This window comes from Corynebacterium halotolerans YIM 70093 = DSM 44683 (genome assembly GCF_000341345.1).
GTDB lineage: Bacteria > Actinomycetota > Actinomycetes > Mycobacteriales > Mycobacteriaceae > Corynebacterium > Corynebacterium halotolerans.
Map to the genome: position 1 here is coordinate 2,012,378 of NC_020302.1, position 17,298 is coordinate 2,029,675.

Below are 17,298 nucleotides of genomic sequence, written 5' to 3' on the forward strand. Positions count from 1 at the left end.
AACCGTCACACCGCACGGAGACGGGGCCGGACCGCCGGCTCAGGCCTCCGTGCGGTGTTCGGCGATCCGGGACATGTTCGCCACGGTCCACTCGTACAGGCCGCGGAGGGCGGGCAGTGCGCTGCGCCCCAGGTCCGTGAGGTCGTAGACCACGCGCGGCGGGATTTCGGTGTGGGCGGTGCGGTTGACCAGCCCGTCGACGGTCAGCGTGCGCAGCCGCTGGGAGAGCATCTTCTGGGAGATGCCGTCGACGGTGTGCTCGATCTCCCCGTAACGCAGGGGCCGGTCCTCGAGCGCGAGCAGGATGAGGATGGCCCACTTGTCACCGATCGAATCGAGCAGCCGACGGGACGGGCACGCGCGGCTGAAGGGGTTCCAGTCCTGGGGTGCCGGGTTTCCCCTTCCGGAACCGGTGGTCGTCAAGTCAGTCATGGATGGAACTCTACACCCTTTTCGTTCTTTACTGTACTTTGGTTCGTAACGTTCCTGTTGGAGTGTGAACAATCCAGTCCCGACGAAAGGTACCCACCCATGGCCACCATCACCGTCATCGGCGCCACCGGCATGATCGGCTCCGCCATCGCCGCCGAGGCCGCCGCCCGCGGCCACCACGTCATCGGCGTCTCCCGCTCCGGCGCCCCCTCTGAGGCTGCCGGGGCCATTGAGGGCGTCAAGTACCGGACCGGGGACTTCTCCGACACCGACGCCGTCGTGGAGTTGGCCGGGGAGTCCGACGTCCTGGTCGTCTCCACGGCCTCCGGGCGGACCACCGGCGACTGGGAACCCGTCCGCACCGCCCACCGTGGCCTGATCGCGGCCCGGCCCGGGGTGCGCCTGTTCATTGTCGGCGGTGCCGGCGGACTGCACACCGGGGACGGCACCCGCCTGATCGACGCCGGCGTCATCCCCGAGGAGTACGCCGAGGAGCCGCGCACCTTCGCGCAGGTTCTCGATGACTACCTCGCGGCACCGGAGGATCTCGACTGGGTCATGCTCGCCCCCTCGCCGGTCATCGAGCCGGGCGAGAAGGCCGACTCCTACCGCCTCTCCGACGACACCCCTGCCGGCGAGCGCGTGACCACCGGTACCTTCGCCGCCGCCGCGCTCGACGAGATCGAGACGCCCGCCCACCACCGCGCCCGCTTCACCGTCGCCGACGCCTGACCCGGCTGTCCGACCCTCCGAGTAGGCTTGGACAGCAACCATCCACCGACGAAAGGGAGTTGTCCACGTGATCCCGGCCCACGGTGCCCAGTTGAGCGTCACCGAATCAAACATCCGGATCCAGCGCTCGGGCCTTTCCGCAGCCCTGCTCGGCGAAGCCGAGCCCGGGAAGACCGGCGCCCACGACGTCGAGATCCCGCTGACGGAGGTCACGGGCGTCGACACGCGGTCCCCCACCGCCCTCGACGCCGGCTGGGTGCACCTCGCAGGTACCGGGGTCCGCGTTCCCTTCGCCCCCAACCAGGCCGGACCGGCGGGCGACTTCGCCGCCGACGTGGAGGCCGCCCTGCGCGGTGAGGCCCCGCGCGCCGAGGGGGCGATCCCGGGGCTGAACTTCGTGGGCTTCGACGTCGAGACCGCCAACAGCGACTGGGGTTCGGTCTGCCAGCTCGGCGTCGTCCGCATCGTCGACGGCGTCGAGGTCGCCGCCGAGTCCTGGCTGTGCGCTCCCCCGCCCGGGATCGACTCCTTCCACCCGGGCAACGTCGCCGTCCACGGCATCACCGCCGAGGACGTCGCCGGCCAGCCCACCTTCGCCGATCGACTGCCCCAGCTGCTCGACTTCATCGGCGACCTGCCGTTCGTCGCCCACAACGCCCAGTTCGACGCCACCGCGCTCCACCGGGCCTGCCGCGCCTCCGGCGCCGCGGCGCCGGAACTGCTGTTCGCCTGCTCCCTGACCCTCGCCCGCGGCGAGAACCTGGGCCTGGCCAACCACCGGCTGCCCACCGTGGCCGCGGCCTTCAACGTGCCACTGGACAACCACCACGACGCCACCGAGGACGCCCGCGCGGCCGCGCTGATCACCGTCGAGCTGGCCCGTTCCCTCCGCCACCGCGGCAGCCTCATGGAGCTGTTCCACTCCCGCAGCGTCACCCTCGGCACCATCGACGCCGAACGCGTCTACCCCGTCCTGCGCGACCGCTCCGGGGCGGGTGTCGCCCTGCAGGCCCGCAGGCTGGTCGCCCGACCCGGCACCGGCGCAGCCGGCGCGGACGCCGCCGCCCCGGAGACCGGTACCGGTGCGGACGCCACCCCCGACCCGTGGGCGGGCACGGGACCTCCCACCGACGCCCCGACCGGGCAGGAGGCCGCCCCGGCCTCCTCCTCCCGCGGTGGCGGACGCGGCGGCGGTGGCGGTAACCGCGGGCCCGCCCCCTGGCAGTCGGTGGCCACCCCCGACGTCATTCCGGACCCCAACCCCGACGCGGATCCGGAGGGCGTGCTGTTCGGGCAGAACGTCACCCTCTCCGGCGACTTCGAGCCCTTCGACAAGGGTCAGTTGTGGGCCGGCATCGCCGAACGGGGCGCGACCGTCGGCAAGAACGTCACCAAGAAGACGACGATTCTGGTCGCCGGGACCTGGGCGACGAAGACCTCGAAGCAGAAGCGCGCCGAGGAACTCATCGCCAAGGGCCAGGACATCCGGATCTGGGACTCCGCCCGGCTCTACGAGGTGCTCGACCTCGATCCGGCGGCCGCCGCCGTGGACGACGGTTTCGACGACGAACCCCCTTTCTGACGGGTCCCGGGAACCTTTCGCGCGGTTCCGGGGTCTAGGAAGGTGACGGGGTGAACGCCAGCATCCCGTCACCGTCGCCAGACCGCCGCAGACCGTGAGGAGTCCCGTCGACCATGACCACCGCGACCATCGCCCCGTCCGCCCCGCCCGCTGTGCCTGCGGCGCCTGCTGCACCTACGGTGCCACCGCTGCCTGAGGCACCACCGCTCGAGGCCCGCGGCCTGCTGCCGGCACTGCGGCCGCTGGACTGGGTGGGGGCCCGCGGGCTCAGCGACGACGGTTTCTGCGACTCGGCGGCCTACGTCGCGCTCTCACGGGAGCTGTGCGCCGCACTGTCCTGTCACGGCGCGACGGTGAGCCAGCGCGGCCTGGGCGAGCTCAACCTCTCGGTCCACCGCGCCTGGGACCGCGCGGCGGACAATCTCCTGCACGCCGCGCAGACGGACGAGGGCACGCGCTTCCTCACCCGACCGGCCGCCCACATCCTCGGTGCCGGCGTCCCGGGTCTCCAGATCGCCACACCGGGGGCACCGGCCACCGCCTGGTTGGCCCACCCCCACACCTTCACCGTCCTCGACCGGCACCTGACCCACCTGCTCGGCGAGCCCGTGATCTACCTCGCCCCGGGGCACGAGACCCTACTGGCCCTGCCCGCCACGGCCGCGGATCCGAAGTCCCTGCAACGGTGGGCCCGGCACGCCGTCGACACGCTCGGCGCGGCCTCCCCGGTGTCGGGCTCCCCGTTGGTGTGGCGGCACGGTTTCCCGGCCGTCGTGGGCTGAGCGCGCCTAGGGTGGTAGATGTTCGAGCGGCCCCGCCGTTCGCCGTGTCCCCCACCCTTTCGGATCAAGGAGTCTCATGCGCCGGCCCATCACCGCCACCTACCGCCTCCAGCTGCGCGGACCGCAGGCGGATCCCGCGGGGCGCGCCTTCGGTTTCGCCGAAGCCGCCACCCTGGTCCCCTACCTGCGTCAGCTCGGGGTCAGCCACCTCTACCTGTCCCCGATCCTCACGGCCCCTCCGGAGTCGACCCACAACTACGACGTCACCGACCCCACCGAGATCAACCCGGAGCTGGGCGGCCTCGAGGGCCTGCGGGAGCTGGCCGCCACCGCCCACGAGGCTGGCCTGGGCCTGATCATCGACATCGTGCCCAACCATCTGGGGGTGGACGACGCGCGGCTGAACCGCTGGTGGTGGGACGTGCTCAAGAACGGGCGGGAATCCGAGTACGAGAGCTACTTCGACATCGACTGGCACGCGGACAACGGTGCCGACGGCAAACTGGGCATGCCGATTCTCGGCGCGCCCGGGGACGAGGCCAAGCTCGAGCTCACCGAGATCGACGGTGAGCTCATGCTGGCCTACTACGACAACTACTTCCCCGTCGCGGACGGCACCGCGGAGGGTCTCGACGACGACGTGCAGGCGGTCTACGACCGGCAGCACTACCGTCTGATGTTCTGGCGCGACGGTGTGATCTCCTACCGCCGCTTCTTCTCCGTCAACGGCCTGGCCGGCATCAGCCAGGAAGATCCGCTGGTCTTCGAGCACACCCACCGCATCCTGCGGCAGCTGATCGGCGAGGATCTGATCGACGGCATCCGGGTGGATCATCCGGACGGCCTGAGCGACCCCTTCGGCTACCTGACCCGGCTGCGGGATCTGGTGGGCCCCGACCGGTGGTTGGTCATCGAGAAGATCCTCGAGGTCGACGAGGTGCTCGACCCCCGCCTGGCCGTCGACGGCACCACCGGCTACGACGCCCTACGCGAGCTCGACGGCGCGTTCGTCTCCCGCGGCGCGGAGGACCAGCTCTCGATGCTTGCGCTCCAGCAGTCGGGCTCCACCTGGGACGAGGCGGCGATCGACGCCGCGAAGCAGCAGCTCAAGCGTGAGGTCGCCGAATCGGAGCTGGCCGCCGAGATCCGGCGGCTGGCACGGGCCATCCGGCGCGACAACTTCTCCACCGCTGGCTCCACCGTCTCCGAGGACGATCTGATCACCACCATCGTCGAATTGGTCGCGGCGATGCCGGTCTACCGGGCGGACTACCTGTCGCTGTCGCGCGTGACCGCCACGGTGGTGGCCGAGATGTCGCGCCGGTTCCCCTCGCGCCGCCGGCCGCTGGATCTGATCGCGGCGGCGCTCAACGCCAACGGTGAGGCCAAGATCCGCTTCGCCCAGGTCTGTGGCGCGGTCATGGCCAAGGGCGTGGAGGACACCACCTACTACCGCGCGTGCCGGCTGGTCGCCCTCCAGGAGGTCGGCGGCGCACCGGGCCGCTTCGGGGTCTCGGCCGCCGAGTTCCACCTGCTCCAACAGGAGCGCGCCCGGCTGTGGCCGAAGGCGATGACCACGCTGATGACGCACGACACCAAGCGCGGTGAGGACGTCCGTGCCCGGATCATCGAGCTGACGGAGCGTCCCAGCGAGTTCACCGAGTTCGTCCGCCGGGTCACGGCCGTGGTCCCCGCCCCGGATCACGGCACCGGCCACTTCCTGCTGCAGAACCTGCTGGGCATCTGGCCGGCCGACGGGCAGATCACCGAGTCGCTGCGGGAGCGGTTCCGCGCCTACGCCCTCAAGGCCATCCGTGAGGCCGGGGTGCACACCAGCTGGGTGGACCGCGTCGACTCCTTCGAGAACGCCGTGATGGACTGGGTGGACGTGCTCTTCGACGGCCCCGTCACCTCGGTGATCACCGATTTCGTCGGCCCGCTGCACCGCGTGGCGGTCCAGGTCGCGCTCGGCCGCAAACTGCTGCAGATCACCGGGCCGGGCATCCCGGACACCTACCAGGGCACGGAGTTCTTCGACGACTCCCTCGTCGACCCCGACAACCGCCGCTTCGTCGACTACACTGCGCGCCAGCAGGTGCTCGAGATGGTCGACGAGGGCGTGGACTGGGCGGACCTGGCGGCGCAGGCGCGTGCGGAGGACGAGTCCCACTGCGTGTACCCGCACCTGGACGACTACGCCGACCGCGCCAAGCTGCACGTCCTCCACCAGGGGCTCAGGGTGCGCCAGGAGTTCCCGGATTTCTTCGTCGGCGGCGACCACCAGGCCGTCTTCGCCGTCGGCCCCTCCGAATCCCACCTGATCGGTCTGGCCCGCGGCGCCGGGGAGACCCCGGGGGCCACGGATCTCGGCGTGATCGCCCTGGCCACCCGCCGGCCGGTGCGCCTGGAGGAGCGCGGCGGCTGGGCGGACACCACCGTCACGCTGCCCGAGGGCGAGTGGGAGGACCGACTGACCGGCCGCACCTACTCCGGGAAGGTGCCGCTGGCCGAGGTCATGGACATCTTCCCCACCGCCCTGCTCGTCTCCACGCACCTGAACTGAGGTTCCCGCCCCACCATGGCCGACAACCGCATCGCCCGCCTCGGTAACGCCTACCACGACTGGGTACGCGTCCACCCGCACGCCGCGGACGAGTTCCGCGACGCCGTGGAGGATCTGCTCACCGATGCCGGCGTGACCTTCGACCGTGTGACCGCGCGGGTGAAGGACTGGTCGTCCTTCAAGGCGAAGGCCCGCAAGCGTCGTGAGGACGGCTCCTGGCTCTACCCGGATCCGTGGACGGACGTCCACGACATCGTGGGCGTGCGGGTGACCACCTTCCACTCGACGGAGATTCCGGCGGCCCTGGCGGTGCTGCGGGAGTCCTTCACCGTGCGGCGCTCGGTGAACAAGACCGCCGAGACGCGGGTCGCGGGTGGCTTCGGCTACGGGTCCCACCACCTGGTGCTGGAGGTCCCGGCGTCCGTCGAGGACCTGGCCGACTACGAGGGCCTGGCCTTCGAGGTGCAGCTGCGCACGGTGCTGCAGCACGCGTGGGCCGAGTTCGAGCACGACATCCGCTATAAACGCGGCTCCCCGGTCATGGATCCGCAGGTGGACCGCGCATTCACGCTGGCGGCCGGGCTGATCGAGCTGGCGGACCAGCAGTTCGACCAGATCGCCGCCCTCCAGCAGTCCGGCAACTCCCCGGACGAGGACGTCGATCTGAGCGCCGAGACCCTGCCCGGTGTGCTCGCGGTGCTGCTGGGCAACCGTTTCCCCCGGTCACGCTCGGAGCACTACCGCTGGTTGGAGGAGCTGCTGATGGCCAACGGCATCACGACGGTCGCCGAGCTCGACGAGCTGCTCAACGACGCCGACATCGACGCGGTGCATGCGGCCATCAACTACCGCTTCCGCCCTGGCCAGGTCCGGCTCATCGACGATCTGCTGCTGCGCCGCTTCGGCCAGGCGCACATCGACCGTACCGGAGCAACCGGCACGCGCGCCGGGCAACGGCCCCAGCGACTTTCTTCCCGGCTCCGACTGATGCGGGACGCCCACATCACCGAAGACACGAAGTAACCTGTAGGGTGTCACATCATCGACCATTCAGGAGTACATCCATGGGTTCCTCCATCCGAGAAGACTTTCCCCTGCTCGCCGACTTCATCCACGTGTGGGCGCTGTCCATCGCAGACTTCTTCCGTCCGATGGGCATCGATTTCCCGCCGGCTGACTGGGGCCTTTTCTGACCTCCGCCGCTCCTGAAGCAGCGCCGCCGTCCGGAATACCCCGGACGGCGGCGTCGCTGTTTGTTGACGTATCCTCTTTCTAATCGCACCTCACAGACCGGGAGCCTCCATGACCACCAGACGCATCCAGTTCGGCCTCGACACCTTCGGCGACGTCACCAGGACACCGGATAACAAACCCCTGCCCTTCGACCAGGTCATCCGCAACATCGTGGCCGAGGGTGAGCTGGCCGACCGGGTCGGCGTCGACGTCTTCGGCGTCGGCGAGCACCACCGCGACGACTACGCCGTCTCCGCCCCGGACATCGTGCTCACCGCCATCGCCGCACGCACCACCGACATCCGCCTGACCACCTCTGTCATCGTGCTCTCCTCCGATGATCCGGTCCGCGTCTTCGAGCGCTTCTCCACTTTGCAGGCGATCTCCGACGGCCGCGCGGAGATGACGCTGGGCCGTGGCTCCTTCATCGAGTCCTTCCCGCTGTTCGGCTACGACCTGCAGGATTATGAGGTGCTTTTCGAGGAGAAGCTCGACCTGATGCGCACCATCCTCGACGCCGATCGGGCCGGCGGGCCCGTCACCTGGTCCGGCACCACCCGGGCAGGGCTGGATGGCCACCGGCTCTTCCCTCCGACCTCGAAGCCGCTGTCCGCGTGGGTGGCCGTGGGCGGCTCACCGGAGTCCGTGGTGCGCGCCGCCCGCCACCGCATGCCGCTGATGCTCGCGATCATCGGTGGGGCCGCGCGCCGTTTCCGGCCCTTCGTAGATCTGTACAAGCGCGCCAACGATGAACTCGGGCAGCCGCAGCCGCCGATCGGCATCCACTCCCCGGGTCTGATCGCGGAGACCGACGAGCAGGCCCAGGAGCGCCTCTACTTCCACTGGATGGCCATGCAGCGCCGGATCGGTGCAGAGCGGGGCTGGCCGGCGCCCACGAAAGACCAGTTCACCCGGGAGATCAACCACGGTTCGCTCTACGTCGGTTCCCCCGACACCATCGCGGCAAAGATCGCCGACACGGTCACCGCCCTCGACCTGGACCGCTTCACCCTCAAGTACTCCAACGGCCCGGTCCCTCACGAGCACGCCATGGACACCATCCGCCTCTACGGCGAGGAGGTCATCCCGCGGGTGCGGCGCATCCTCGCCGGCAGGCAGGGGTAGGGGCGGCGTCGGCAAGCATGCCGGCAGCCGGAACCTACCCGTGCCCCCGCAGCTGGTCGAGCTGGCGGCGCTCCCGCTTGGTGGGCCGACCCGCACCCCGGTCGCGTTTCGGCACGGAGGCCATGACCTCCTTCGGCGGAGGCGGCGGGGAATGGTCGGTGTAGCAGGCCCGCGCCACGGGCGCGCCGACGCGCTTGCGCACGGTGGCGAGCACCTCGAGGTCGAACTCGCGATGGTCCTTCCACACCCGCACCCGGTCGCCGGGGACCACCTGCTGGGCGGGTTTGACCGCGACACCGTTGAGCTTGACGTGGCCCGCGCGCACGGCGGTCGCGGCGTCGCCACGCGTCTTGAAGATACGCACCGCCCACACCCAGACGTCGATGCGGACAGGAGTGCCGTCCGGTGCCGTCATCGTCAGTGGTTGTCCCGCTGGTTGACCACCTGCTGAATCTTCCGCCAGTTGTAGACGCCGCCGACGACCGCGACAACGAGGCCCAGGATCAGCCAGAAGGTGCTGTTGGCGAGCAGGAACGCCAGCACGAGACCACCGCCGACACCGCCGCCGACGCTGATCGCCGCGTTGCGGGAGTACTTGCGCACGGCCGTCTTGCGGGCCTCGATGGAGTTGCGGGGTCGATTCTGCATCGTCATGGGCCCAATCATAGCCGCTGCCCCCTGCCCCGGAAATCAGGCCTTTCCCTGATTTTTCAGGGCTCCACCCACGCCTGGCCGGCCTCGCGCGGGGCGACCTCCCCGGCGGTCAGGGCCGCGAGCGTCGACTCCAGTTCGCCGAACTCACCGGGGTCGACGCCCAGGGTGTAGGTCACGGCCGCGCCGTACTCGACGTCCGTGACCTCGACGCCACGGGCGCGCAGTTCGGACTCCAACCGGCCGGCCTCGGCGTGCGGGAACTCCACCGTGTACAGCTCCCGGATGGCGCGGGTGACCTGGCTGACCTGGGGCAGGGCGTCGCCGACGGAGTTGGAGTAGGCGTGGACCAGTCCCCCGGCGCCGAGCTTGATGCCCCCGAAGTAGCGCACCACCACCGCCGCGACGTCGAGCATCCCGGAACCCTTGAGCTGCTCGAGCATCGGCCTGCCGGCCGTGCCGGAGGGCTCGCCGTCGTCGGAGGAACGCTCGACGGGGTTCGCGCCGTCGACGTGGAGGATGAAGGCGCTGCAGTGGTGGCGGGCGTCCGGGTACTGCGCGCGGGCCTCGTGGATGAAGTCGCGGGCCTGTTCCTCCGTCCGCACGCGCCGGATGAGCGTGATGAATCGTGACCGCTTGATCTCCCACTCATGGGTCCAGGTGACATCGGGGGCGGGAAGGCGGTACATGGGCTCGCATCTTACCTGGCAGCCCGGCGGCGGATTCCCTAGCCTGGTGGCCATGACCGCCGACAAGCCCTTCACCGTGTGGGCCCCGCACGCCCAGGACGTCCGACTCCACCTCGATGGTGAGACCCACCCCATGAGCCGCGGCGACGGCGGCTGGTGGGTCTCCGACCAGCTCCGCAGCCCCGGCCAGCGCTACGGCTACGAACTCTTCGACGGCGAGGAGTGGTCGAAGACGCTGCCCGACCCACGCACCACCCACCAACCCGACGGCCCGCACGGGTTGTCCGAGGTCACGGACCCGCGCTTCGACTGGTCCGATGACGCCTGGACCGGCCGCGCCCTGCCCGGCCAGGTGCTCTACGAGCTGCACATCGGCACCTTCACCCCCGCCGGCACTTTCACCGACGCGATCGAAAAACTCAGTTACCTGCGCGATCTGGGTGTCACCGCCATCGAGATCATGCCCGTCCAGCCCTTCGGCGGCGAGCGCAACTGGGGCTACGACGGCGTCGAGTGGCACGCCGTCCAGCACTCCTACGGCGGCCCCGAGGGTCTGAAGCAGCTTGTCGACGCCGCGCACAACGCCGGCCTGGCCGTCATCCTCGACGTGGTCTACAACCACTTCGGGCCCGACGGCAACTACAACGGCCAGTTCGGCCCCTACACCGTCCCGGGCAACACCGGCTGGGGCGACGCCGTCAACATCTCCGGGGAGAACTCCGATGAGGTGCGTGCCTACATCCTCGACTCCGTGCGCCTGTGGTTCGAGCAGTTCCACATCGACGGGCTGCGTCTCGACGCCGTGCACGCCTACGACGACCGCGGCGCGTACTCGATCATGGAGCAGATGCAGGCCATCGCCGACGAGGTCACCGCCCGCACCGGGGTGCCCCGCAGCCTCATCGCCGAGTCCGACATGAACGATCCGCGTCTGATCACCGGGCCGGAGGCCGGCGGCTACGGGCTGGCCGGCCAGTGGGTCGACGACATCCACCACGCCCTGCACACGCTGGTCTCGGGTGAGAACCACGCCTACTACGAGGACTTCGGGTCCATGGCCGCGCTGGAGAAGACGCTGCGGGAGGCCTACTACTTCACCGGCGGCTACTCCAGCTACCGTGGCCGCAACCACGGCCGCCCGCTGAACACCCGGGAGATTCCCGCCCACCGACTGGTCACCTACACCACCACTCACGACCAGGTGGGCAACCGGGCCGGCGGCGACCGGCCGTCGATGAACCTCACACCGGCCCAGCAGGTACTCAAGGCGGCGGTGATCTACTCCTCCCCCTACACCCCGATGATGTTCATGGGCGAGGAGTTCGGCGCGAAGACCCCCTTCGCGTTCTTCGTCTCCCACACCGACGAAGAACTCAACCGCCTGACCTCCGAGGGTCGCGCGCGCGAGTTCTCCCGGGCCGGTTGGAACCACGCCGAGGTCCCCGACCCCGCGGATCCGGCCACCTTCGAGGCCTCGAAGCTGGACTGGGACCTCGACGACGGACAGCAGGAGATCCTCGAGGCCTACCGCACGCTCCTGCGCCTGCGCCGCGAGCTCGGTCTGGCGCGTCCGGACCTGTCGCAGCTGATCGTGGAGACCGGCGGCGAGGACGACCGCTGGCTGGCCATGGGGCACGAGGACGTCATGCTGCTGGCGAACCTCTCGGGCCGGGCGGTGACCGCGCCCTACGGGGGGGAGCTGATCTACAGCTTCACGTCCCCGGAGGTCGGTGCGGAGGAGACTGCGCTGGGGCCGTGGGAGTTCGCCCTGATCAGACGCTGATGTGATGGCTCTGTCGAGTGCGCAGCTGCGCACTGATCACGTAGCGTGAACAGCATGACGGACGCTCTTCCCGGCGCCGACGACTATTGGAGCCAGTTGATCACGGACCGTGGCGTCGGCCGAGGCGGCTACAGCATCTTCGGCGACATCCTGGGGCGACCGATCGTCCGTCGGTTTGAGACAATCCACTCGACCGGGGACTCGAATCCCTGATCGGCGCCTCCCAGATCATCGATCTGACTGTCCTCGGGCGTACTCTGCTCAACGGCCTCGATGGGGTGAAGACCCGGTGGTTCCTCATGGAGGTCTCCCCCATCTACAACACTTGGAACGTCGAGTACGAAGGTGGATCTTCCGATACCAACCCCGGCCGGGCCGGCATCATGAGAGGCTCAGAACGCTTAGCCGGACCGATACCACGGGGGCACCTGCGTCTCTACTACGATCAGCTGCCCACCTGGGGAGGGATACGGCACGGTCCCGAGGATCTCATCCCTGGACCAGTGGACGTTCTATGGCAGGAGACCACGCCGGTCACGCATGTCGAGCTGCAGTGGCGTCAGTCAGAAGCACCCGGAGACCTTGCCCGTATCGAACTGGCCTGCCCGACTGACCTGGACTTCGAAGGCACCGCGATCTTCGACCTGCGTCGCCGGATGTGTCTGTTCCATGAGCTTCACCACCGAGGTGAAATTGACTTCCGGATACTCGTCGACGCGGTCCGCCAGGATCAGCAAGCCGCCTGGGTGCCGTTGACTGAAGTGGGCACGATCGGGATGGAAGCGCTGGCTCTCGAGTATCCTTATGGCGAATTCAGTTTCAACGGTCAGTAACGAAGAGGGACACAGCGATGCTGACGAAAGTACCGGTCGACGGAGGCCATCTCGACGTCCATTCGACAGGGTCCGGCCCTGGGCTGGTCCTGGTCCATGGTTCCGCCGTCCGGGCCTCCGACTACGCTCGGCTGGTCCAGAACCTGTCCACACACTTCACCGTGCACACCTATGACCGGCGCGGGAGGGGCACCGCGCTTCCCGCCGCTGACCCGTACTCGGTCACCGGTGAGGTCGACGATCTGGCGGCCGTCCTGAGCGCCTGCTCCGCACCGCATGTCTTCGGCCACAGCTACGGCGGCTATGTTGCACTCCGTGCCGCCCTGACCGTCCCCGTCGCCAGACTGGCGGTGTACGACCCCGCCGTCTCCGTCAATGGCGGGTTCCCCACCACCTTCATCGAGCCGTTCGCCACCGCTGTGGCGGGCGGAGACAATGCCCGCGCATTCGCCCTCCTTGGCTCGGGGCTCGGCACCGCCGGAGTTCTGGCGAACCTCCCCGAGAACCTGCAGACCCGTCTCGGTGCGGCCTTTCTCCGGACACCGATCGGCCGGGAATGGCTCAAGGTCCTCCCCACCGTCGTGTCCGAAACCCGCGCCGTGCGCGACGGTGACTGTCCGGCAGCCGACTACTCGGGGATTGACGCCACCGTGCTGTTGTTGGCGGGCAGCCGCAGCCCGGCGTATTTCTCCCGGACGTGTGAGGAGCTCGTCGACGTCATCCCCGACGCCCGTCGGGTGGCGGTGCCCCGTTCCGGGCACGATGCCCCGAACCGGGGAAGCCGGCGCCTGGTCAAGGAGCTGGAGAGGTTCTTTCTCATGTAGGTGCCCCAGGCTCCCGCCGGGCCGCTTCACGGCGCTGTACGACGCGAGCCACGGGAACGGAGCTAGATGCTGGCGGAGACCAGATAGTCGTACTCCGGCGTGCCCGGCTTGAGGTGCCGGCAGTCGATCTTGGAGTCCTCCATCCGGTCCAGCAGCGGGTCGAGGTCGCTGGCCCGGCCGAGCTCGAGTCCGACCATGGCGGTGCCGGTCTCCCGGTTGTTGCGCTTGAGGTACTCGAAGTAGGTGATGTCGTCGTCGGGGCCGAGGATGTCGTTGAGGAAGTGGCGCAGCTGGCCCGGTTCCTGTGGGAAGTTGACCAGGAAGTAGTGCTTCAGGCCGCGATGGACCAGGGAGCGCTCCATGATCTCCGCGTAGCGCAGGACGTCGTTGTTGCCGCCGGAGACGATGCACACGACGACCGAGCCGGGTGTCAGGTTCATCTCCTGCAGGGCGGTGACCGACAGTGCGCCGGCGGGTTCGGCGATGATGCCCTCGTTCTGGTAGAGCTCGAGCATCTCGGTACACACGGCGCCCTCGGAGACGTCCATGATGTGCAGGCGCCCGAGGTTGTGCTCGACGATCTGGAAGTTGAGCTCGCCGGTGCGCTTGACCGACGCCCCGTCAACGAACGGATCGACGGATTCGAGGGTGACGGGGCCGTCGTTGACGATGGCGGCCTGCAGGGAGGCCGCGCCGCGCGGCTCGACGCCGACGATCGCGGTGCGCGGCGCCATGTCCGCGAGGTAGCTGGTCACGCCGGAGAGCAGGCCAGCGCCGCCGACGGGCACGAGGACGGTGTCCAGCGCCTTGCCCAGGGCGGTGAGCTGGGAGAGGATCTCCGCGGCGACGGTGCCCTGGCCGATGACGGTGTTGCGGGCGTCGAAGGGTTCGACGACCGTGGCGCCCCGCTCGGCGGCGTCGGCCCGTGCGGCGGCGGCCGCCTCGTCGAAGTTGCTGCCGGTGACCACGAGCTCGACCATATCGCCGCCGTGGACCATGATACGGTCGCGCTTCTGCTTCGGGGTCTGGCTGGGCACGAAGATCTTGCCCTTGATGCCCATCGTGCGGCAGGCGTAGGCCACCCCCTGTGCATGATTGCCCGCCGAGGCGGCGACGATGCCGGCGGCGCGCTCCTCCGCGGAGAGCTGGGAGACGGAGTAATAGGCGCCGCGGATCTTGTAGGAGCGCACGTCCTGCAGATCCTCGCGCTTGAGGTAGACCTCGGTGCCGGTCTGCTGGGACAGTCGCGGGCAGTACTGCAGCGGGGTGGGTGCGATCACGGCGGAAATGTGTGCCTGCGCCAGCTGAATGTCCGAGGCACGGATCGGCTCGAAGGCGGGGCGGGCAGGGTTGTCTGGGGCGACGTCGACAGCGCCACCGGCTCGTGTCTCACTCATGTCGCACAAGTCTAGTCCTGTGCCCGCCGCCTCCCTGCGACGTGGGCGAGTTCACACAGTATTCACCGGTCGGACACGCGACAGTGGCGCAGAAGTCCCGTTCCCCTCACCTACCTGAGCGACTCTGTCAGACGGCCTCCAATCTGTTCACACATCTTTTTCAGGAGAACTTCATCGTGTCTGCCCGCCGTAGCGCCCGTTACGCCACCGCCCTCTGCGCGGCCGTCGCCACCAGCCTGACGCTGGCCGCCCCGGCCCACGCCATCGTCGTCGACGAGCCGGTCGTCGACGCCGCCCCCGGCGCCGCCATCTCCCTGACCCCGATCGGCTCGCACGACACCGGCCGGTTCGACGAATCCGCGGCCGAGATCGTGGCCCACCACCCCGGGACCCAGCAGCTGCTGGTGGTCAACGCGCTCTCGGGCAATATCGACCTGCTCGACATCTCCGACCCGGCGAACCCGGTTCCGGCGGGCGTCATCGAGTCCGGTGAGGGCAACAGCATCAACTCCGTTGCCGTGCGCCCGGACGGACTGGCCGTGGCCAACGTCGAGCCGGCGGACAAGACCGCCGAGGGATCCATGCTCTTCTTCGACGCCGGCACCGGCGAGGAGCTCGGCCGTGTCATGCTCGGCGGCGCGCTGCCGGACATGGTCGGCATCAGCGCCGACGGCCGCTTCGCCTTCTCCGCCAACGAGGGTGAGCCGGCCGAGGACTACACCTACGACCCGGAGGGTTCGGTCTCCGTGGTCACCCTGCCCGCACCCGGCACGGTCGAGGCCCCCACCCAGGCAGATGTCCGCGTGGCCGACTTCCGGGCCTGGAACGCCGCCGGCCCGAACACCCTGCCCGGGGACGTGCGCATCTTCGGTCAGGTCGGCGACTCCACCACTATCGCCCAGAACCTGGAGCCGGAGTACATCACCGAGGCCGACGGCAAGGCGTACGTCACCCTGCAGGAGAACAACGCCGTCGCCGTGATCGACCTGGCCGCCGCCGAGGTCGAGGACATCTGGCCGATCGGCTTCGTCGACCATCGGGATGTCCCGCTGGACGCCTCCGACCGGGACGGGGCCGTCAACATCGCCAACTGGCCGGTGCAGGGCATGCCACTGCCGGACGCCATCGGGTCCTACCAGGCGAACGGTGCGACCTACCTGGTCACGGCGAACGAGGGCGACGCCCGCGACTGGGACGCCTACTCCGAGGAGGCCCGCATCAAGGATCTGGGGGATCCGGAGGAGGGGCTTCCGCCGATCTGCGAGGATTTCGCACAGGACGCCGGCATGAGCGTCGAGGAGCTGCAGGCCGACGAGAACCTCGGCCGGCTGAACATCACCACCTCACTGGGCCTCGGTGACGGGCGCGGCTGCTTCACCGAGCTGTACTCCTACGGTTCCCGCGGCTTCTCCATCTTCGACGTCAACGGCAACGAGGTCTTCACCTCCGGCGACGACTTCGAGCAGAAGCTGGCCGAGCTGCACGAGCGCGGTGAGCTGATCTTCAACGCCAGCCACGACGAGGCCTGGTTCGACAACCGCTCGGACAACAAGGGGCCGGAGCCGGAGGGCCTGGCCCTGGGCGAGATCGACGGCCGCACCTACGCGTTCATCGGTCTTGAGCGCATCGGCGGTATCTTCGTCTACGACATCACCGATCCGGCCGCGGCCGAGTACGTCTCCTACGTCAACAACCGCGACTTCGCGGTCAGCGCCCTCGCCGAGGAGACCGAGGAGCTGAACGCCGACTGGGCCGACGGTGGCGACTTGGGCCCGGAGGGACTGGCCTTCATCCCCGCCGCCGACTCCCCCACCGGCCGCGACCTGCTCGCCGTGGGCAACGAGGTCTCCGGTTCCACCACCATCTTCGAGATCGAGGTCGAGGGTGACGACGGGGGTGCCGGCGCACCGGACGACGGCTCCGCGGAGGGCTCGTCCGCCGGTTCCTCCCTCGGCGTTCTCGGGGCTCTGGCCGGCCTCGCCGCGGTGGTGGGTGCCGTGTTCGCCGCGATCCCCAACGCCCTCCCCCGGCTTCAGGCGGAGCTCCAGCAGCTCCTGCGTTTCTGACCGGCGCCCCTGGAAGGGGTTGGCCTGCTAGATTCAGTACCGAACTTTTCGCCACACAAGGAGTAAGCCTGTGAATCGTCGTCGCATCTCTGTCGCGCTGGTCGCGGTCACCGCCTCCGCGCTGGCCCTGGTGACCCCGGCACAGGCCCAGGACCCGACCCCCACCCCGGTCCCGGGCCAGCAGGAGAGCCCCGTGCCGGAGCCCCCGGACGAGGAGCCGACCGAACCGGCCCCGACCGCTCCGACCGACGCGGACGAGGCACCGGCGGAGAACGAGGGTTCCTCCTTCATGGGACCCGATGAGCTCCTCCGCTCGATCCTGGGTGGGCACGGCAGTTCCGGTGCACCGGAGGACCGGGAGCCGGACAACGGCGAGGACGAGGACGACGACGAGATCGAGCTGCCCGAGTGGGCCGCCTCAGCCGAGACACCGCTGACCATCCTCGGCATGGTTCTCTCGGTCGGTGCCGCGGTCGCCCAGGCGGCCGTTGTCCTCCTCCCGCTCATGCCGGGCGGCGTGGACATGCTGCGCGACACCCTCCGGGACTTCGGTATCCCCCTCCCCTCGGACAACGCCTGATCCCGTCTCCCCCGGAGACACCGAAC

At 69.3% G+C, this 17,298-nt stretch carries 18 protein-coding genes; 13 read left to right on the top strand and 5 right to left on the bottom strand.

Translation table 11 applies throughout. The features are described from left to right. Positions 1 to 39 precede the first annotated feature (39 nt). Complete coding sequence (locus A605_RS09370; RefSeq protein WP_015401269.1) at positions 40 to 432, bottom strand: winged helix-turn-helix transcriptional regulator; 393 nt, start codon at positions 430 to 432, stop codon at positions 40 to 42. Positions 433 to 531: 99 nt separating this feature from the next. Between A605_RS09370 and A605_RS09375 the strand changes: the two genes are divergently transcribed. The 7 genes from A605_RS09375 to A605_RS09400 all read left to right on the top strand — a co-directional run bounded on the left by A605_RS09375 (position 532) and on the right by A605_RS09400 (position 8,449). Continuing rightward, complete coding sequence (locus A605_RS09375; RefSeq protein WP_015401270.1) at positions 532 to 1,164, top strand: NAD(P)-dependent oxidoreductase; 633 nt, start codon at positions 532 to 534, stop codon at positions 1,162 to 1,164. A 67-nt stretch (positions 1,165 to 1,231) separates the two neighbouring features. Further along, positions 1,232 to 2,746, top strand: a complete 1,515-nt coding sequence (locus A605_RS09380; protein WP_015401271.1) for a 3'-5' exonuclease — start codon at positions 1,232 to 1,234, stop codon at positions 2,744 to 2,746. A gap of 113 nt (positions 2,747 to 2,859) precedes the next feature. Then, the gene (locus A605_RS09385; RefSeq protein ID WP_149029409.1) at positions 2,860 to 3,528 is read left to right on the top strand and encodes a hypothetical protein; all 669 of its coding nucleotides are present in this window, start codon (positions 2,860 to 2,862) and stop codon (positions 3,526 to 3,528) included. Between the two features lie 76 nt (positions 3,529 to 3,604). Continuing rightward, on the top strand, positions 3,605 to 6,091 hold the full coding sequence (gene treY, locus A605_RS09390; protein WP_015401273.1) for a malto-oligosyltrehalose synthase: 2,487 nt from the start codon (positions 3,605 to 3,607) through the stop codon (positions 6,089 to 6,091). A 15-nt stretch (positions 6,092 to 6,106) separates the two neighbouring features. Continuing rightward, on the top strand, positions 6,107 to 7,114 hold the full coding sequence (locus tag A605_RS09395) for a GTP pyrophosphokinase (RefSeq protein ID WP_015401274.1): 1,008 nt from the start codon (positions 6,107 to 6,109) through the stop codon (positions 7,112 to 7,114). Positions 7,115 to 7,155: 41 nt separating this feature from the next. Continuing rightward, entirely contained in the window at positions 7,156 to 7,284 is a 129-nt protein-coding gene (locus A605_RS15955) for a hypothetical protein (RefSeq protein ID WP_015401275.1), read from the top strand. 109 nt (positions 7,285 to 7,393) lie between these two features. Then, positions 7,394 to 8,449: an LLM class flavin-dependent oxidoreductase gene (locus A605_RS09400; protein ID WP_015401276.1), complete on the top strand. Its 1,056-nt coding sequence runs from the start codon at positions 7,394 to 7,396 to the stop codon at positions 8,447 to 8,449. A gap of 34 nt (positions 8,450 to 8,483) precedes the next feature. Here the strand turns inward: A605_RS09400 and A605_RS09405 are convergent, their stop codons facing one another. Genes A605_RS09405 through A605_RS09415 form a run of 3 tightly spaced genes read right to left on the bottom strand, consistent with a single transcriptional unit; the run spans position 8,484 to position 9,789 of the window. Beyond that, the gene (locus tag A605_RS09405) at positions 8,484 to 8,864 is read right to left on the bottom strand and encodes an RNA-binding S4 domain-containing protein (RefSeq protein WP_015401277.1); all 381 of its coding nucleotides are present in this window, start codon (positions 8,862 to 8,864) and stop codon (positions 8,484 to 8,486) included. Positions 8,865 to 8,866: 2 nt separating this feature from the next. Further along, a complete protein-coding gene (locus tag A605_RS09410; RefSeq protein WP_015401278.1) occupies positions 8,867 to 9,103 on the bottom strand; it encodes a hypothetical protein in 237 nt (78 codons plus the stop codon). Positions 9,104 to 9,159: 56 nt separating this feature from the next. Then, positions 9,160 to 9,789, bottom strand: a complete 630-nt coding sequence (locus tag A605_RS09415; RefSeq protein ID WP_015401279.1) for a YigZ family protein — start codon at positions 9,787 to 9,789, stop codon at positions 9,160 to 9,162. Positions 9,790 to 9,841: 52 nt separating this feature from the next. Here A605_RS09415 and treZ point away from each other — a divergent pair, with 52 nt between their 5' ends. The 4 genes from treZ to A605_RS09430 all read left to right on the top strand — a co-directional run bounded on the left by treZ (position 9,842) and on the right by A605_RS09430 (position 13,229). Next, complete coding sequence (gene treZ, locus A605_RS09420) at positions 9,842 to 11,572, top strand: malto-oligosyltrehalose trehalohydrolase (protein WP_015401280.1); 1,731 nt, start codon at positions 9,842 to 9,844, stop codon at positions 11,570 to 11,572. Between the two features lie 54 nt (positions 11,573 to 11,626). Continuing rightward, positions 11,627 to 11,785 (top strand): hypothetical protein, encoded by a 159-nt coding sequence (locus A605_RS15505; RefSeq protein WP_154653286.1) that lies wholly within the window; start codon positions 11,627 to 11,629, stop codon positions 11,783 to 11,785. 86 nt (positions 11,786 to 11,871) lie between these two features. Further along, positions 11,872 to 12,405 carry a hypothetical protein gene (locus tag A605_RS15320; protein WP_149029410.1) on the top strand — a complete coding sequence of 178 codons (534 nt, stop codon included), beginning with the start codon at positions 11,872 to 11,874 and terminating at the stop codon, positions 12,403 to 12,405. Positions 12,406 to 12,422: 17 nt separating this feature from the next. After that, on the top strand, positions 12,423 to 13,229 hold the full coding sequence (locus A605_RS09430) for an alpha/beta fold hydrolase (RefSeq protein WP_015401282.1): 807 nt from the start codon (positions 12,423 to 12,425) through the stop codon (positions 13,227 to 13,229). Between the two features lie 62 nt (positions 13,230 to 13,291). Here A605_RS09430 and ilvA read toward each other — a convergent pair whose 3' ends face one another. Continuing rightward, entirely contained in the window at positions 13,292 to 14,626 is a 1,335-nt protein-coding gene (ilvA, locus tag A605_RS09435; RefSeq protein WP_015401283.1) for a threonine ammonia-lyase IlvA, read from the bottom strand. A gap of 176 nt (positions 14,627 to 14,802) precedes the next feature. On the opposite strand from ilvA, the gene A605_RS09440 reads away from it, so the two are divergent. Beyond that, positions 14,803 to 16,692 (top strand): choice-of-anchor I family protein, encoded by a 1,890-nt coding sequence (locus tag A605_RS09440; protein ID WP_015401284.1) that lies wholly within the window; start codon positions 14,803 to 14,805, stop codon positions 16,690 to 16,692. 70 nt (positions 16,693 to 16,762) lie between these two features. Beyond that, positions 16,763 to 17,272: a hypothetical protein gene (locus tag A605_RS09445; RefSeq protein ID WP_015401285.1), complete on the top strand. Its 510-nt coding sequence runs from the start codon at positions 16,763 to 16,765 to the stop codon at positions 17,270 to 17,272. Positions 17,273 to 17,298: the final 26 nt, after the last annotated feature.

Bases quoted from the DNA above. Each gene is read 5' to 3' on its own strand.
- A605_RS09415 (WP_015401279.1), bottom strand. From the start codon at position 9,789: ATGTACCGCCTTCCCGCCCCCGATGTCACCTGGACCCATGAGTGGGAG.
- A605_RS09395 (WP_015401274.1), top strand. From the start codon at position 6,107: ATGGCCGACAACCGCATCGCCCGCCTCGGTAACGCCTACCACGACTGG.
- A605_RS15955 (WP_015401275.1), top strand. From the start codon at position 7,156: ATGGGTTCCTCCATCCGAGAAGACTTTCCCCTGCTCGCCGACTTCATC.
- treY (WP_015401273.1), top strand. From the start codon at position 3,605: ATGCGCCGGCCCATCACCGCCACCTACCGCCTCCAGCTGCGCGGACCG.
- A605_RS15505 (WP_154653286.1), top strand. From the start codon at position 11,627: ATGACGGACGCTCTTCCCGGCGCCGACGACTATTGGAGCCAGTTGATC.
- A605_RS09405 (WP_015401277.1), bottom strand. From the start codon at position 8,864: ATGACGGCACCGGACGGCACTCCTGTCCGCATCGACGTCTGGGTGTGG.
- A605_RS09400 (WP_015401276.1), top strand. From the start codon at position 7,394: ATGACCACCAGACGCATCCAGTTCGGCCTCGACACCTTCGGCGACGTC.
- A605_RS09410 (WP_015401278.1), bottom strand. From the start codon at position 9,103: ATGACGATGCAGAATCGACCCCGCAACTCCATCGAGGCCCGCAAGACG.
- A605_RS09375 (WP_015401270.1), top strand. From the start codon at position 532: ATGGCCACCATCACCGTCATCGGCGCCACCGGCATGATCGGCTCCGCC.
- A605_RS09385 (WP_149029409.1), top strand. From the start codon at position 2,860: ATGACCACCGCGACCATCGCCCCGTCCGCCCCGCCCGCTGTGCCTGCG.
- ilvA (WP_015401283.1), bottom strand. From the start codon at position 14,626: ATGAGTGAGACACGAGCCGGTGGCGCTGTCGACGTCGCCCCAGACAAC.
- treZ (WP_015401280.1), top strand. From the start codon at position 9,842: ATGACCGCCGACAAGCCCTTCACCGTGTGGGCCCCGCACGCCCAGGAC.
- A605_RS09370 (WP_015401269.1), bottom strand. From the start codon at position 432: ATGACTGACTTGACGACCACCGGTTCCGGAAGGGGAAACCCGGCACCC.
- A605_RS09430 (WP_015401282.1), top strand. From the start codon at position 12,423: ATGCTGACGAAAGTACCGGTCGACGGAGGCCATCTCGACGTCCATTCG.
- A605_RS15320 (WP_149029410.1), top strand. From the start codon at position 11,872: ATGGAGGTCTCCCCCATCTACAACACTTGGAACGTCGAGTACGAAGGT.